This window comes from Trichocoleus sp. ST-U2 (assembly GCF_039961875.1).
GTDB lineage: Bacteria > Cyanobacteriota > Cyanobacteriia > Cyanobacteriales > FACHB-T130 > FACHB-T130.
Genome location: NZ_JAMPJY010000043.1, coordinates 34,991 through 51,325 on the forward strand (window position 1 = coordinate 34,991; position 16,335 = coordinate 51,325).

9 protein-coding genes and 1 pseudogene are annotated in these 16,335 nt (G+C 47.6%); 5 read left to right on the top strand and 5 right to left on the bottom strand.

Going from position 1 to position 16,335, the window contains the following annotated elements; genetic code table 11:
* Window positions 1–38: 38 nt before the first annotated feature.
* From NC996_RS22410 to NC996_RS22420, 3 genes are all read right to left on the bottom strand, one after another.
* Window positions 39–1,835 (bottom strand): diguanylate cyclase, encoded by a 1,797-nt coding sequence (locus NC996_RS22410; RefSeq protein ID WP_190688749.1) that lies wholly within the window; start codon window positions 1,833–1,835, stop codon window positions 39–41.
* Complete coding sequence (locus tag NC996_RS22415) at window positions 1,828–2,220, bottom strand: response regulator (protein ID WP_190427114.1); 393 nt, start codon at window positions 2,218–2,220, stop codon at window positions 1,828–1,830. The genes NC996_RS22410 and NC996_RS22415 overlap by 8 nt, the downstream gene beginning before the upstream one ends.
* A 444-nt stretch (window positions 2,221–2,664) precedes the next feature.
* Window positions 2,665–6,606, bottom strand: coding sequence for a PAS domain S-box protein (locus NC996_RS22420; protein ID WP_190688752.1), 3,942 nt, complete (start codon window positions 6,604–6,606; stop codon window positions 2,665–2,667).
* A gap of 193 nt (window positions 6,607–6,799) precedes the next feature.
* On the opposite strand from NC996_RS22420, the gene NC996_RS22425 reads away from it, so the two are divergent.
* On the top strand, window positions 6,800–7,375 hold the full coding sequence (locus NC996_RS22425) for a DUF924 family protein (RefSeq protein WP_190688755.1): 576 nt from the start codon (window positions 6,800–6,802) through the stop codon (window positions 7,373–7,375).
* 61 nt (window positions 7,376–7,436) lie between these two features.
* On the opposite strand, the gene NC996_RS22430 is transcribed toward NC996_RS22425, so the two are convergent.
* Window positions 7,437–9,932 carry a glycogen/starch/alpha-glucan phosphorylase gene (locus NC996_RS22430; protein WP_242033094.1) on the bottom strand — a complete coding sequence of 832 codons (2,496 nt, stop codon included), beginning with the start codon at window positions 9,930–9,932 and terminating at the stop codon, window positions 7,437–7,439.
* 803 nt (window positions 9,933–10,735) lie between these two features.
* Here NC996_RS22430 and NC996_RS22435 point away from each other — a divergent pair.
* From NC996_RS22435 to NC996_RS22450, 4 genes are all read left to right on the top strand, one after another.
* Complete coding sequence (locus NC996_RS22435) at window positions 10,736–11,275, top strand: pentapeptide repeat-containing protein (RefSeq protein ID WP_190411552.1); 540 nt, start codon at window positions 10,736–10,738, stop codon at window positions 11,273–11,275.
* 384 nt (window positions 11,276–11,659) lie between these two features.
* Window positions 11,660–13,261: a DUF4419 domain-containing protein gene (locus NC996_RS22440; RefSeq protein WP_190688758.1), complete on the top strand. Its 1,602-nt coding sequence runs from the start codon at window positions 11,660–11,662 to the stop codon at window positions 13,259–13,261.
* A 139-nt stretch (window positions 13,262–13,400) separates the two neighbouring features.
* The gene (locus NC996_RS22445; RefSeq protein WP_339380456.1) at window positions 13,401–14,045 is read left to right on the top strand and encodes a Uma2 family endonuclease; all 645 of its coding nucleotides are present in this window, start codon (window positions 13,401–13,403) and stop codon (window positions 14,043–14,045) included.
* 760 nt (window positions 14,046–14,805) lie between these two features.
* The gene (locus NC996_RS22450) at window positions 14,806–16,140 is read left to right on the top strand and encodes a cytochrome P450 (protein WP_190688761.1); all 1,335 of its coding nucleotides are present in this window, start codon (window positions 14,806–14,808) and stop codon (window positions 16,138–16,140) included.
* 105 nt (window positions 16,141–16,245) lie between these two features.
* Here NC996_RS22450 and NC996_RS22455 read toward each other — a convergent pair.
* Window positions 16,246–16,335 (bottom strand): annotated as a pseudogene (locus NC996_RS22455) (IS5/IS1182 family transposase); the annotation flags it as partial.

Consider the following 16,335-nt stretch of genomic DNA (forward strand, 5'->3'; position numbering starts at 1 on the left):
TTAAAAGCAGTTGTAATCTCTTGATCGCAGAGATTTGTTCACGTAGACAGAACCACCTGATTGCGTCCCCGTCGTTTGGCTTCATAGAGAGCTTTATCTGCGGCTTCATTGAGTTGGGTCGCTTCATCTACGTTGGGAAAGACAGCGATGCCACAGCTAAAAGTAACCGAAAACTCAGCGCCGTCAGACTGCTGCCGAACTTGTGCAAAACCTTCGCGGATTCGGTTGAGAACTTGCACGGCTGTTGCACCATCTGTATTCGGGAGGATAGCCGCAAACTCTTCCCCGCCATAACGACCCGTGATATCAGTTTTTCGCAAACGCTGCTGCAACAGACGGGATAAACTTTTCAGTACGCGATCGCCTGTGAGATGACCATAAGTATCGTTCACTGACTTAAAATCATCAATATCAATCATGGCAAAGGCAAGGTTCGTCTTTTCCCGCCGACCTCGTTGCACCTCAATACTGAGTTGCTCTTTAATCGTCGTATGATTGAGCAGCCCAGTCAGACTATCGCGCACCATCACCGAACGTAAAAGACGCGATCGCTGCACTCGCGGCATCACCGACGCAATCAGATGATTTGGCTGAATCGGCTTGGTTAAAAAATCATCCCCGCCTAGCTGAATCGCCGCTAGCTGCTTATTCAGATCCGTCTCCATCGACAGAAACACAATCGGAATGCCCACATAAGCCGGTTGCTGACGGATCACCGCTGCCAGTTCCACTCCATCGCATCCCGGCATATACATATCCATCAAAATTAGATCCGGTCTGAACTCAATTAACGGCGGCATCACCTGCAACGGATCTGTCACCACCAGCGCCGTCATTCCCGCCTGTTCCAAAGTCCAACCATAGAAGGATGCCAAAGGCGCATCATCGTCAACAATTAAAATGCGATACGGCTCTGGTGCTTGCGGCACTGTCAGCAAATCCAGCGCGTCAATCAATTCTCCAATGTTAATTGGCTTGGGAAAATACGCCTTTCCACCCGCTCTCACCGCCTGTAAACGAGCCATGAGATCGTTTCTGGCAGAAATAAACAAAACTGGCAGCGGTTGCTCTCGGTGCTGCTGGATGGCAGTAATTGTTTTGGGGCCAGCGAGACTGTCTTGGGGGAAAACAACATCTACAATTGCAGCCGCAGGTGGTGTTTGCGCGATCGCCTCCTCCAGTTCAGCAATTTTGTCAAAAGTGCGAACCTGATAACCAAAACAACTGATTTGCAACGCCAAATCCTGCGATAGATGCGGATCGTCTTCCACCAAAAAAATCAGCCGATTCTCTGTCCAAGGCTCTTGAGACTGCAACGGGGGGAGGTTTAGATCCAGTACACAAGTGTCCTCCACAGCGATCGCCTGTTTCAATCCTCCTACCAGCACGCAGATTTGTGCTTGCTCTTCTGCGGTTGGCAACTTTCCACTATCCAAAATCGCTTTGAATACCAGTTCCAAGGTTCGTGCCGCATTCCCTAACGCCAGCAAGCCAAACGTGGCACTAGAACCCGCCAAACGGTGCATCAGGTGGTGTAGCGTTTCCAAAGGTGAGGCAGCGGCTTCTAGCAGGGACTGAGGCGGATTTGGAGAATGCGAAAGGGGCTGAACCTTTGAGGTGCTGAGGGGTTGATGTTCTTGATTCTCTCCTGCTCCAGGCAGGGTTTCCCCGCCCCTACATCCTGACTCCCCAGCTACGGTCCCTCTTTCCTCAAGGCTTCCCAGCAGCTGATTCCAAATTGTTTCAATCTGCTCAATTCGACTCGGCAGTTGTTGCCTATAGGCAAGGCGTAAGGCATTGAGTTGTTCTTGCGGATCTTGAAGCGCATCAATCATGGTACTGAAACCACATACGATTGAGAGTTGCAGAAAGGGTCATGGGATCGAACGGCTTCGCAATCACATCCAATACACCAAGTTGCTTATAATAAGCTACTTCATGGGTTTGCACTTTGGCTGTCAAGAAAATTACCGGAGTGCTTAAAGTTTGCGGGAGTTCCCGCAGTGCCTTTAGGGTGGTCATCCCATCCATCCCAGGCATCATCACATCCAGCAAAATCAAATCTGGGGCAAATATCGGTGCTTTCTGAATCGCTTCGCTCCCAGAACTACAGACTTCTACCGTGAAACCGCCGACTACTTTCAAACCCAAGCAGGCAACGGTCTGAATGTCCGGATCATCTTCCACCAACAAGATACGAGTTAAAGATGGAGTTGTCATATTGCTTTTGATTGATTACTCATTAATTTAAACTGAGTCGGAAGAAAAAGCATATCTATAAAAAAAGAGAAGATTCTACAATTCATTTGGGATTGCGATAGTTTAGGGTTTATTGTTCTTACCTCTACGAATAACGAACTCATTCCCTATCTCCAGAAAGTAGTAAGACTAAATTATTAGTAAGCTCGGAAAAGCGCTTTTTACTCCCCGTCTTACCCTTGCCATGTTGAGTTCCTTACCTCAAACTCCACGCCTCTCAACGCGGAGAACCAAGCAGGATGGGAATGGCTCCCCAGTCTACAATATGACATGGTTTAATTCGGTCATCTTACTAAATATTTTGATTTTTAGTTTATAAACTAAAAATTTAATAACAACTATTTAAACTCAATAAAATTTAAGTTTCAATAAACATTTAATTTATTGAAACTTAAAAAAACAGAATTAAGAAGCGGAATTACCGCGTCCAATTAGGGATTTAATCGTTTCCAGCAACTGCTGATTGGAGGTGCGGGACTTGACGAGTGCCGCAGCTACGTGATGTGCCGCCTCCATGCCAACGGTATTGGCGGAGAAAATGACTGCGGGGATGGAGGAAAAAATCTGATTGTTGAGATCCGCTAGCAATTCTAGACCAGAACCATCCGGTAAACTGAGGTCAAGAATCACTAAGTCAAAAGTTTTAGAAGACAGCTTGTGTCTTGCCTCATGAAGATTTTTAGCTGAATCAATTTCGGCGATATTCTGCAAAATTGTTGAGACCACCTGAGTTAAATCCGGATCGTCCTCAACATACAAAATATGAGGCTTACTGTCTGAGTTCTGCCGAACTGCTTGGCGGACAGATGCCATCAATCGCGCCTGATCGATTGGTTTATCCAGCCAGTCTATCACCGGCAATCCACCGCCACTGAGTTGTTCGCGCCCCTGTTGGGCTTTGGCAGAAACGACCACAATCGGGAGACTCTGAGTATTTTCATCTTCCCGCAGTTCGCGGATCAAAGAGATGCCATCTTGACCGGGTAGCGCCAAATCTACAGTCATCGCTGCATAGCAATTTTCTGACAAAAGCTGCTTGGCTTGGGCTGCATTGTAGGCGATATCTGCACTTAAACCTTCTTGTTTCAGCATCAGCGACAGCAGCGTGGCAATATCGGGATCGTCTTCACAGATAAGGATGGGGAGACTTTCCGGCGAGTGGGAAGTCATAATCTTTGAGAGCCGTGCTTCTTGCCATTCTGGTAAATCGAAGTAGAAAGTCGTCCCGACATTCGTTTGAGTTTCAAAACTAATGTGTCCTCCGAGTTTTTCTACGATCGCTTTGCAGATACTTAAACCTAAGCCAGTTCCTCCCTTTTGACGGGTATCTGAGGAATCTGCTTGAGCAAATTTCTGAAAAATCCGGGGGCGAAAGTCTTCGGGAATCCCACAACCGCAGTCGGTAACGGCAACTCGGATGGTATTTGGCGATTGAGTTGGACGGGAAACGGAGAGGGTGACGGTACCATTGGGGGGAGAGAATTTGGCGGCGTTGGAGAGTAGATTCGTTAGTACCTGCATCAGGCGATCGCGATCGACATTTACCTGAACACCGGACAACTCAGACTCCAGTACCAACTGCACCCCAAACTGTTCGCCATAGCCCCGGTTCGCCTCCAGCGCCTGCTCTACGAGTGGCATTAGTTCCAGCGGCTGGAGATGAAAATCCATTTTGCCGGATTCAATCTTTTCAATATCTAAAATGTCGTTAATCAGGAGAATCAGACGCTCGGTATTTTTATAAGCAATATTCACTAGCGCCTTTGCCTCATTGGGAATTTCACCCGTCACACCTCCAGCAATTAAACTCAAGGAGCCTCGCACCGAAGTGAGCGGCGTCCTCAATTCATGGCTGACGATGGAGACAAATTCGTTTTTCAGTCGCTCCATCTCCTTGCGCTCGGTAATATCGCGCACGATTGCCAGCACTTCATCCGCTCCGTTGACAACAACGCGAGCTTCATAATCGCGCACAGAGCCTATCTCTCCGGTTGGGTAAGCGGGATTCAAGGGAGCGAGCAGTTGATATTCAAAAACTTGGATCTCGTTAGCAGACAGCGCTTTGGCTACATAATGCAGCATTTGCTGTGCTACCTCGGTTGGCAAAAGCTCCTGCACACTTTGACCGATGACTTGAGCAGGAGCGATCGCCCGAACGTCATTTTTAGCGGCTCTGAAGTCTAGAAAGGTGCCATCTTCACGGATGCGAAACATCGAATCTGGGATTGCATCGAGGAGGGCGCGAGTTTTGGCTTCACTTTGGCGCAGCACTTCGCTTTGGCGGAGGGTTTCCTCTACTTGGATGCGTTCGGTGATGTCGGTGGCGACGCCAATTGCGCCCATGACTTCGTTGTTGGCGTTTCGCAGGGGCGAATAGCGAACCTCGAAGGTCAATTTGCCCATTTTTACCAGGGATGTTAAGGCTTTGCCGGATAGCGCTTGCCGAACCTCTTCGAGAATCTGTGGGAAGCGGCGGTACACCTCAAAGATGGATTGACCAACCACCTTACCCGCTTCCAGTCCCAAAGTATCCAGACCGCTCCCTTCGGAAAAGGTAATGACACCCCGATCGTCTAAGGCAAATAGAACGATGGGCGCACTTTTCACCACAGTCCGCAGACGTTCCTCGCTATCGCGCAATGCAGTCTGAGCGGCTTGCGATCGCGCTAGTTCCGCTTCTACTTGCTCGAACAAAGCGGCTTGTTGAATGGCGATCGCTATCTGCACGCTCAGTGCCTCTAGCAGTTCGACTTCCTCATATTGCCACTGCCGCGACGAGCGACAGTGATGGGCAATCAGCAACCCCCACAAGTGGTCTCCTTGCAAAATCGGCACGACTAGATTCGCTCGCACCTGAAATTGCTCTAGCAATTCAATATGGCAGGGGTTGAGCTGAGCCGTGTAGATATCTTCAATGACACGGATACGACCTTGTTGATAAGCCGCAGCGTAGGTTTTGCCAAAGCACGGATCTTTGATATTGCTTCCCAGCACCGCCAACCACTGGGTACTCACGGACTCTACAACGACGGTGCCACTTCCATCCGGCTCAAAGCGGTACAAGATCGTTCGGTCTGTCTGAAGAAACTGCCGCACTTCCGCCACGGCAGTGTTGAGAACATCCTCCAGCTTCAAGGATTGGCGGATACGCTCTTGCATCGCTCCTAAGAGCTGCTCCCGTCGCAGAAGCTGCCGTAAAACGGCTTCAGCCTGCTTGCGGGCGGTAATGTCGGTGTGAATCCCAATCAACCCGACTACATTACCATTGTCATCGGTGATGGCATCAGCCCGAAGCAAAATCGATATAGTGCGATCGCTACGAGTACGCATCTCGACTTCACCACTCCAGCAGGAGTTGCCTTGGGTGATGGTGCTGATGACTTCACGAGCGACATTCGGATCGCAGTAACGGATGGCTGATCCCCCAGCAGTATTGATTTCTTCTGTGGTGTATTCAAACAATTCCACAAACGCCGGATTGTGATAGAGGGACTGCCCTTTGGCGTTCGTAATGATGATGGCATCACTCGCATTTTCAACAGCTTTGCTAATCCGAATCAGATGTTCTTGGGCTTCCACTCGGTCGGTGATGTCAGTTTGGACACCCACAAAGTTTGTGAGTTTTCCTTGGGGATTCTTTACTGGCGCAACTCGCAGTTCGTTCCAGAAAAGCGTCCCATCTTTGCGGTAATTCCGCAAGGTGACATTGCACTCTTTTCCGTCCCGGATTGCCGTTCGCAATTGAGCGATCGCCGGTTGCTCTGTATCGATTCCTTGCAAGAAGCGGCAGTTGTGCCCTAAAACTTCGCTCTCGGAGTACCCGGTCATTTCCTGAAAACTGGGATTGATATAAATCAAGGGATTGTCTGGCAAGCTCGCGTCGCTAATCACAATGCCGTTATTGCTGGCAGCGATCGCCTTCTCCAACAGGTGTAGGTGTTCCTGTGATGGATGGCGCTCAGCGATCGCATCTCTCGACACGATCAATCCGCCGATTTCACCTGTGCCAGTGCGCCACGGCTGTACTTCCCACCTTACCCACTCCACAGTTCCATCAGTACGGGGTAAAGATTCTTCAACCTTCTCGATGCTTCCCGCTAAACAGCGCTGATGAATTGCCTGCCAACGGTCTGCTACTCCACGCTCAATTTCATAGTAAGAGCGCCCGATAATATCCTCACCAAGATTTTGCTCCGTCAGCCATCGATGACTGAACAGCAGGTAACGCATCTTGCGGTCGAACATGGCAACGGCTGCTGGCGCTTGCTGGATAAACAGTTGAAGCAGCTCTTGGTTATCGGTGTAATTCATGCGTAGGGCTGGGGGTGAGCGTGAAGTGAAAGTCATGCAGCTAGAGACTTCTATTTCAAGGGTGCCCAAATGCAATCTTTAGCTATCATCTGCATCACCAAATCGCTTCTTCCGGGTGCTGACAATCCGGCTCAGTGCAGGGATCGATCCCACCTTAGCCCCTTTTTTAAGCGGGAATTAGATTGGAGGATTGGGGAGATCGAAATTGAGGGCGCTGGAGCCAAAACTCATGTCACAAGTCCATGAAATTTTGAATTTTTGGTTTGGCAAACCCGATGAGGCGGGTTATGGGAAACCCCGTAAAGTCTGGTTTACCAAAAAACCGCAGTTTGATGAGGAGATCCGAACCCGCTTCTTAGGAGACTACGAACTAGCCGCAGCGGGTCAGTTAAATCCCTGGAAGGAATCGCCCCAAAGCTGTTTAGCACTGATACTGCTATTAGATCAATTTCCACGCAATTTGTTTCGCGGGAGTGCCCAAGCTTTCGCTACTGATAGCCTTGCTATGTCTGCGGCACAGCACGCAGTTGCCAATGGCTTCGATCGAGAATTGCTGCCAGTCCAGCGATGCTTTTTTTATTTACCTTTTGAACATAGTGAAAATCTCGAACATCAGCGTCAGTCAGTGGAGTTATTTCAGCAATTGGGCGACGATCCTGACTGTATTGATTACATTTCCTACGCAGTTCGACACTTCGAGGTAATTGAACGCTTTGGGCGATTTCCCCATCGCAATCAGATTCTCGGTCGAGAGACAACGACCCAGGAGGCAGAGTTTCTTCAGCAGCCTGGGTCGTCATTTTAACGATTAAGATGCAACTGCATTGACTGTCTTGTCGCGCTGTCCCCTACTTACGAGTTGCTCGTTAAAGGACAGGGCGCTTGGCTTGCACCTTCACCTGCAAACCCGCTGTATGCGGTTGATACTCTTTCAAGTCGATCTTGACTGGCTGGACGTTCCAAATTTCTTGGCAATACTCCTTAATCGTGCGGTCTGAGGAAAATTTCCCCGTGCGAGCAACGTTGAGAATTGACATTCGAGTCCAGTGCTTTGCGTCTCGATAAGCTCGGCTGACTTCTTGCTGGCAGTCAATATACGCTTGGTAGTCGGCAAAGAGCATATACTCATCCCTGTCTAGCAACGATTCCACAATTGGTTTGAAAAGGTCGCGATTGTCGGGTGAGAAGTAGCCGGAAGCGATCGCGTCGATCGTTTGTCGCAGTTCGGCATTGCTATGGTAATAGTCTCGCGGGTTGTATCCCCTTGCCTTCAGCGCATATACTTCTTGAGTTGTCAAGCCAAATAAGAAAAAGTTTTCAGGCCCGACTTCTTGGCGGATCTCGATGTTGGCACCATCCAGCGTCCCGATGGTAAGCGCCCCATTCATGGCGAACTTCATGTTGCCCGTCCCGGAAGCTTCTTTGCCCGCCGTGGAGATTTGCTCGGAAAGATCGGCGGCTGGATAAACTCGCTGACCGAGAGAGACCGAGAAATTTGCCAAGAAAACGACCTTAATGCGATCGCGCACATCCGGGTCATTATTGACGACTTTCGCCACCGAATTAATCAACTGAATGACCAGTTTGGCAATGTAGTAGCCAGGAGCGGACTTGCCTGCAAAAATAAAAGTCCGGGGCAAGATATCAACATTGGGATCTTTTTTGATCCGGTTGTACAGCGTAATAATGTACAGCACATTCAACAGCTGACGCTTGTACTCGTGAATCCGCTTCACCTGAATATCAAACAGAGAATCTGGATTTACTTCAATGTCGTTGTAGAGCAGAATGTACTCTGCCAAGGATTGCTTATTTTTGCGCTTAATCGACGAGAAGCGAGAACAAAACTCAGCATCATCAACAAACGCTTCTAGCTGCTTGAATTGATCGAGTTGTGTTACCCAATCATTGCCAATTTTCTCGGTAATCAGCTCAGACAGATGGGGATTGCTCAGCAACAACCACCGGCGCGGTGTCACCCCGTTCGTTTTGTTATTAAACTTTTCGGGCCACAATTCGTAGAAATCTCGCAAGACATCTGCTTTGAGCAAATCGGTATGCAGTGCTGCTACCCCATTGATGGAATGGCTGCCCACGCAAGCTAAATGCGCCATGCGGACGTACTTCTGGGCACCTTCCTCAATAATTGACAATCTCCCCACCCGCGCCTCATCTCCCGGATACTTGGCACGTACCTCATCGAGAAAGTGACGGTTAATTTCATAGATAATCTCTAAGTGCCGAGGCAACAGATGCTCAAACAAGCTCACAGGCCAGCGTTCTAGAGCCTCAGAGAGCAGTGTATGGTTCGTGTAGGCGAAGACGCGCCGAGTGATGTACCAAGCTCGGTTCCAGCCTAATTCGTACTCATCCACCAGCAACCGCATCAGTTCGGCAACCCCAATCGATGGGTGCGTGTCGTTGAGCTGGATAGCGACCTTGTCGTAGAACCGATCGAAAGTCCGGTGAATGCGCTGATGCGAATTGATAATGTCTCGGAGAGAACAACTGACGAAGAAATACTGCTGTTCTAGGCGCAGTTGCCGACCCTGAGAGGTGTTGTCGTTGGGATAGAGAACTTTTGAGATATTTTCTGAAAATATCTTGTTGGTAACGGCACCGGCATAGTCACCGCTGTCGAAAACTTGGAAGTCGAACTCTTCTGAAGCCCCCGCCCGCCAGAGACGCAGCGTATTCACCGTATTATTGTTGTACCCAGATACGGGTGTATCGTAGGGCGTCCCTAAGATTTTCCGATCGGGAATCCAACGCACTCGATAACGACCTTGTCCATCGCTGTAAGCTTCTGTATATCCGCCGAACTTCACTTCAACGGTTAATTCTGAGCGGCGAACTTCCCAAGGGTTGCCAAACCGGAGCCATTTGTCGGGGTGTTCGACTTGAGCGCCATCCTGAATCCATTGATCAAAGATCCCGAATTCGTAGCGAATGCCGTAGCCAACTGCCGGAATTTCTAAGGTAGCCAGGGAGTCGAGAAAACAGGCCGCCAGACGCCCTAAACCCCCATTGCCGAGTCCGGGTTCTGATTCTAATACTTTGAGGTCGTTGATGTCGAGTCCGGACTCGTGGAGAGCTTGGCGTGCCCGTTCGTACAAACCTAAATTGAGTAGGTTATTGTCCAACTGACGACCCATCAAGAACTCTGCCGATAGGTAGTATACGGTTTTGACATCTTTGTCAATGTAGGTTCTGCTGGTGTTAATCCATCGGTGCAGCAAGCGATCGCGCACAGTATAAGCGAGCGCCATGTAGTAATCATGGGGCGTCGCCCAATACTCATCTTTTGCCAGCAGGTAATACAGGTTATCTGCAAACGCCCGTTTCAGGGTCACGACCGTCATCCCAGTGCGATCGTCTTCCACCTGAACTTCAACGGGTTCAATGGGTTCAATGGGTGTCTCCAAGTGGTCGGCGTGCCCGTCATACGGTGGCTCAAAACGCCCCCCCTGCGAGGGCTGATGACTACTTTCTGTCATGTATCAATCTCCGTTTAACAGCAGTCTGTTGCTAGTCCCAATCCTGTCATAACCGGCTTTAGGCTGGCACGGCGGGAAGTATTGGCGGGAAGTATTGGCAATATGCCTCCGGCACGCTGCACGAACGCATCTTCACAAAACCCGTGCCTAAGCGAATTGTGTAAATCTTTAATTTAAACCCAAAATTATTATATTTTGGCTAATGATTTTTATAGTTTTTTATTAAGCAAACTCAGAGAAATAGACATAACTCTTTATAGCGGCTGATGGTGAATTTTCACAGGGTTCCAGCAGTACCGTGCCCTAAAAAAAACAGATATAATAACTTTTGTTACAATTCATCTGTAAATAAATGCAGACTAAGCCGTTTTTTTATTAAAAAGTAACAACTTTTTAAGGTTTAATGTCCAATTTAAAAATTTTTGGTTCAGCATCAACACAAAATCTTCACGATTTATTCCCTAAATTAGATGTAAAAGTAAAATGAAAGATTTACTAAATACTACAGGGAGAGAAAATAGCATGAGCTTGCTGTCTTGCTTTGCGTGGTTGAAAAACGGCTTTCTGGGAGTCCCACAAAAAACAACTAGGGAACTTATTGCACGACATTAACATTCGATAGGGAAAGAACAAGATTGTTAAGTGTTACCTAGGAAGAAGTAGTGAATATGAATGCTGAGACACTCAAAAGCAAGTATGCAGCAGGACAAAGAGACTTTCGGCAAGCGAATCTATACCGAGAAAAACTCACCTTTGCTTGTCTAGATGGAGCGAAGTTCAGTCAAGCTAATCTAGGCATGATCAACCTCAGGGGTGCAAATCTGCGTGGAGTAGACCTCCAACAAGCACACTTGATGAGGGCGAACTTGAAGGATGCAGATTTAACGGGAGCCAACCTGGAGGGAGCGAATTTAGCGGGAGCAAATCTCAGCGGAGCCAATCTTACGGGAGCCAATTTGAAAAAGGTAAATCTAAACCGAGCCGTATTAGGTGGAGCGAACCTGAGTCAAACTAATTTAAGGTACGCAAATCTCTGCGAAACCATTCTGTTTGGCGCAATTTTAACAGGAGCGATTCTGCTCAAAGCAAATGTAGCTGGGGCAGTTTTGCTGAAGACAAATTTGACCAATGCGGCTGTAATTGAAACCGATTTGAGCGAAGCACGCTTAGAAGAGGTCACGATGCCTGATGGTACAATCCATCAGTAATCGGTACGATACTGCTCAGTGCAAAACATTTTTTACATTCTGAAAAACCGTTTGTGAGCAGCGCTAATTAAATAACCGATATACTTTCACCTTGTCAGTTGGATTTAGCCAAAGCAAAATCTAACGCTAAATCCGGCAGTCTTGGTGGGTGCTGTGACCTCAAACGCCACTTGTTGGCATTACCGTTAGGGCATCAATCGGATTAGGCTGAGTTTCGTGCTTTCACCTAACCGATAGGCGATCGCATCTGACCTTGACACCATCTTGACACCATAGAGAAAGACACGATTAGTTCCTTGATTCGTAAGATATATTCTTGAAGGATGCCACTCCCTTGTAAGTAGGCTTAGCCTCCATCCTATTTACTCACCACCAGAAATTTTTATGGAAACCGTAGCGTCGATTTTGCATCAATCGGACGGAGAAATTAGTTTTCTCGTTGATGATGTCCAGGTATGTCAAGATATCCTTCCTGTTAACAAGGCTTGGAGGAAATTTGAGGAGCGATTAGGTTCTCCATTATTGGCATTCAGCCACAGTAACTCATTTGAAGTCATTCAGGAATCAGGGAATCATCCTCTAGTCACTGCTGTTCATATTGCCCACAGCGAACATCGACCGCTGTTGCTGACTCCAGATGTAATTTGGCTGACAATTGCCCAAGGGTTTGCACAACATATCAACAATCATGCCGAAGAGTTGCGATCGCGTTTTGTGGGTTATTCAGGCAAGCTGGAGTTAAAGGTTGAGACTCAAAAACTCGATCAACCGAATGACTGGGCTGAAGTGATTGAACAATGGTCAGAACGCATTCGTCACAATGTTAAGCCCGATATTCACTCACTCATGGTGTGCAACTTCAGCACCACTACATCCATCATCCAAACTGCAAGTCAGGTGGTGATGATGGATGCGTTGCAGCAGTATTTTGATTATATGCTCTATGCCATTTGCGGCATTCCTGGGATTACAGTGCGCGGAACAGAAGCCGACTGGCGCAGTATCCGACACCGGGTTGAAGCGATCGCTGCTTACGATCTGGGTTGGTGGACACAACGGCTGTTGCCAATTTGTGATGCTTTGATTGACACCGTTGCTGGTAGACCTCCATTGAAATTTTGGCAGCACATTTACAAACCAAAGGAGATATACGGTGGAGAGGTGATTACAGGATGGTTAGCCGATCTATTTCCCTACATTAATCATTCCGTCACTCATGCTCCTACAGACAAGAATCCGATTTTAGATATCCCTCGTGCAGAACTCACGGTCGAGGACGGAATCTCACCAACAGTATTGCCTACTGGACTCTCTAAAGCACCAATCGCACTCGTTACCGCTCAAGGAGAAGGTGATTTAGAAGTGGTTGCAGGCTTTATTGGAGTTCGACAACAAGATGGTTATCTCCAACCGGAAATCGGCTGGGCAGTACGGGAGCAAAATCGATTTCTCAAGTTCCTAAACACGCTCAAGCAAAAACCCGGTGTGCGATCGCCAATTGATTGGTCACAGAATCAAAGCCAACCGGAAATGCCAAAGGAACTGATTCAACTCCACAGCCATTTCGACGGTGGCACAATTGTTGGTCAAAGCGAATATCCTTGGCACATTCGGGCATTAGAGGACTATACTTATTACGAGTTGAAAGGTACTGACAAACCATTCACTGGTTTCATCGATATTAAGGGCGATCAGTTCACTGGTTTCATGGATATTGAGGGCGATCGCTGCATTGCCTACGGTTATGTACGCCGCCTCAACAGTAGAAATCGCCTTTGGGAATGGTGGGTCATTGTAGGCAAACTCGTTTGTGAAGGAACCGATCCAATTTTTGGGCGAGAAGTTTGGGCATTCACAACCGAAGACGTAAAGGTGATTGCCAATGGAATTCCGCAACTGTTTGAACAGATCGCGAAAGCTAAGGGACAATACTACTTTGACGATCCTGACTTCCAACCACATGATTCATTGTCGGCATCCAGATAGTTTTGGCATCCGATTCAATGGCATAACTGACTCTGATAGGTGCGATCGCGCATTCACCTAAGCAGCCCCATTCTCCACGTACAAAGGCAATTTCACAAGTGCTACCATCACCAGTAAATGCGCTCAAGTCACATACCCTGTGTCCACATCCATACCATCTGAGACACTGAATACCCAAACCATTGCGGCAGTACCAACAGAACCCGTGTGGCGTTTGAGTGTTGAGCAGTATCACCAGATGATTCGTCTTGGCATTCTGAGCGACGACGATCCGGTAGAGCTGCTGGATGGATGGTTGGTCTACAAAATGCCGAAAAATCCGCCCCATCGTGCGGCTACCAAACTCACTCGAAATGCCTTAGAAGCCGTTATTCCAGAAGGCTGGTACGTCGATACTCAAGAACCTATCACCCTAGCAGATAGTGAGCCAGAACCAGATGTGGTGGTTGTTCGGGGAAATACCCGCGATTACCTCGATCGTCATCCCGGTGCCTCTGACATCGCTCTGATTATTGAAGTTGCCGATTCTACCCTAGAGCGCGAATGTCCTGGGGACACGCTTCGCGAACGCACCTCAAAACAGCGTCTCTATGCCCGTGCTGGGATTCCGATTTACTGGATTATCAACCTCCCAGAAAAGCAGATTGAGGTCTATACCGAGCCTGTTGTGACATCCGAATCCATCTACCAGCATCGTCAAGATTATCAACTGTCTGATGAAGTGCCTGTTGCGATCGCAGGGCAAATAGTCAGCCCTTTATCTGTGTTGGACTTGCTTCCTTAAGTGCTGATGGCTGATTGGGTTTAAGTAGAAAAATGGTAGCTGACAAAGGAAAATTCGTGAACCTAATCGATAGGCGATAGGCGATCGCTTCCTAGACTATTAACTCTCTCTTTTTATTGAAGCCTTTCTCTGTCCCTAGGTGGATTAGGCAATTCGTAACTCTTCACTACGATCCCAGTAAATTGAACCGTATAAAGCACTAGAAATTAAATCAAGGTAGGAAAATAGAATGAGAATTTTCTTTTGGGTAACTTTGTCTTTTGTCACTGTTGGCGCGGTCGCGCTTCTGCTTCAACCTGTTATTGATGTTCATTAATTTAGGTTTGTTCTTCCAAAAAAAGACTAATCGATAGTTTACTTTAGCCCTTCCATTGAAAGGGCTAATTTTTATCTATTATTCCGTCCCAAAGTCTTACCTTAACTAGCTTGCTTTTGTTAATTAGTATTGCTTACGCTTGTGCTGTCCTGCACTTTTGCAGACGAGGGATGGCAGAAACGATCGCAAAGCGCGTCCCCAGGATGTTCGCGTTCGATGCAAGTGCCATTTGATTTTGGAAAAATTTGTTTTAGTTAAAATTTAGATAGGCGCTCTTTAAGAAAAAGTAGCGATCGCTGTAATCGTCGCTGTTCCGTCGGGTAAGGCTTGAAAGTGGTTTTTTACAGCTAGAACTCAACAAAACCGAGATAATAGCTACGTTTCGGCATGAGCAGCCATAAAACCATTTGATTATCCCTAAAAGCATTTTTAACCGAGTTGTTTATGCCCGCAGTACGTTTACCACCTGGCCCTAAAAGTCATTTTCTTGTAGGTAATCTTCCAGAGATAAACCGCGACCCGCTTGAGTTCCTTAGCAAATGTGCTAGAGAGTATGGCGATCTTGTTTGCTGGAGGTTTGGCCCATTTCCAGCTTTTTTAGTCAACCATCCTGACTTGATCGAGCAAGTGTTGGTTACTCAATACCCAAACTTTTTGAAAAGTAGCGTATACCGGCGCGGATTGCGCGTTGTAGGGAACGGCTTACTAACCAGTGAAGGCGACTTTTGGCAGCGTCAACGCCGTCTGGTTCAACCAGCTTTTCATCAGGAACGAGTTGTCGCCTATGGAAAGGTAATGGTTGACTATACTGAGCAATTAATTGACCAATGGCGCGATGGCGAAATCCGCGATATTCATCAAGATATGATGTTGCTGACCGAAGAAATTGTGTCAAAAACACTGTTTGATGTTGATATTAAAGATGAAGCGGAAGGAGTGCAGGCGGCGCTAAATGCAGTGATGGATTTTAATTCCAATCTTGCTAATCAATATTTTCTTCCTGGTTGGATGCCTACTCCTAGTAACTTACGCTACCAAGGAGCAATTAAACAATTAGATGCGATTGTCTATCGCATTATTAATGAGCGACGAGCTAGCGGTAAGGACACAGGCGATTTGCTTTCCCTATTGCTTCAAGTGCGGGATGAATCTGATGGAACTGGGATGAGCGATCGCCAAGTGCGAGATGAGGCAATGACTCTATTTTTAGCGGGTCACGAAACGACTGCTAACGCCATGACATGGACATGGTTTCTACTTGCACAACACCCAGAAGTAGAAGCGAAATTGCAAGAAGAATTGACGACAGTGTTGGGCGATCGCGCACCCACGGTTGCAGATTTACGTCAATTGCCTTACACAGAGCGAGTGGTGTTGGAATCAATGCGACTGTATCCGCCGGTGTGGGGAATGAGCCGACGTGCTGTAGAAGACTGCGTTCTCGGCGGGTATGAGGTAAAAGCGGGTACAACTGTGTTTATCAATCAGTGGGCGATGCACCGAGATCCTCGCTTCTTTGAAAATCCCGAAGTTTTTAACCCCGATCGTTGGGCAGATAATTTCATCAAGAAGTTGCCCACCTTTGCCTATTTTCCTTTTGGTGGCGGGTCGCGAATCTGCATTGGCAAGGCTTTTGCCATGATGGAGGCAAGTTTACTGCTGGCAGCGATCGCGCAAAAGTTTCGCCTGACGCTACAACCAGAGTATCCGGTGGTGCTGCAACCCTCGTTAACACTCCGCCCAAAACATGGGATGAAGATGTTGGTGACTCAGCGATAAGCGATCGCGCACTACATTTTAGAGTTTTGGTGAGAAAGTGTTTAGCCCGATTTAATATCACTACCTTGCGTTAGCAACCTTAAGAGCTGATTTATAAAGTTGATATTAAGAGGCGAGACGGCTGAGCATCAGTCGTACCATAGCGCCATAAATCATGGCTTCACTGACCTCTGGCAGTAGTTCATAATCCTTACT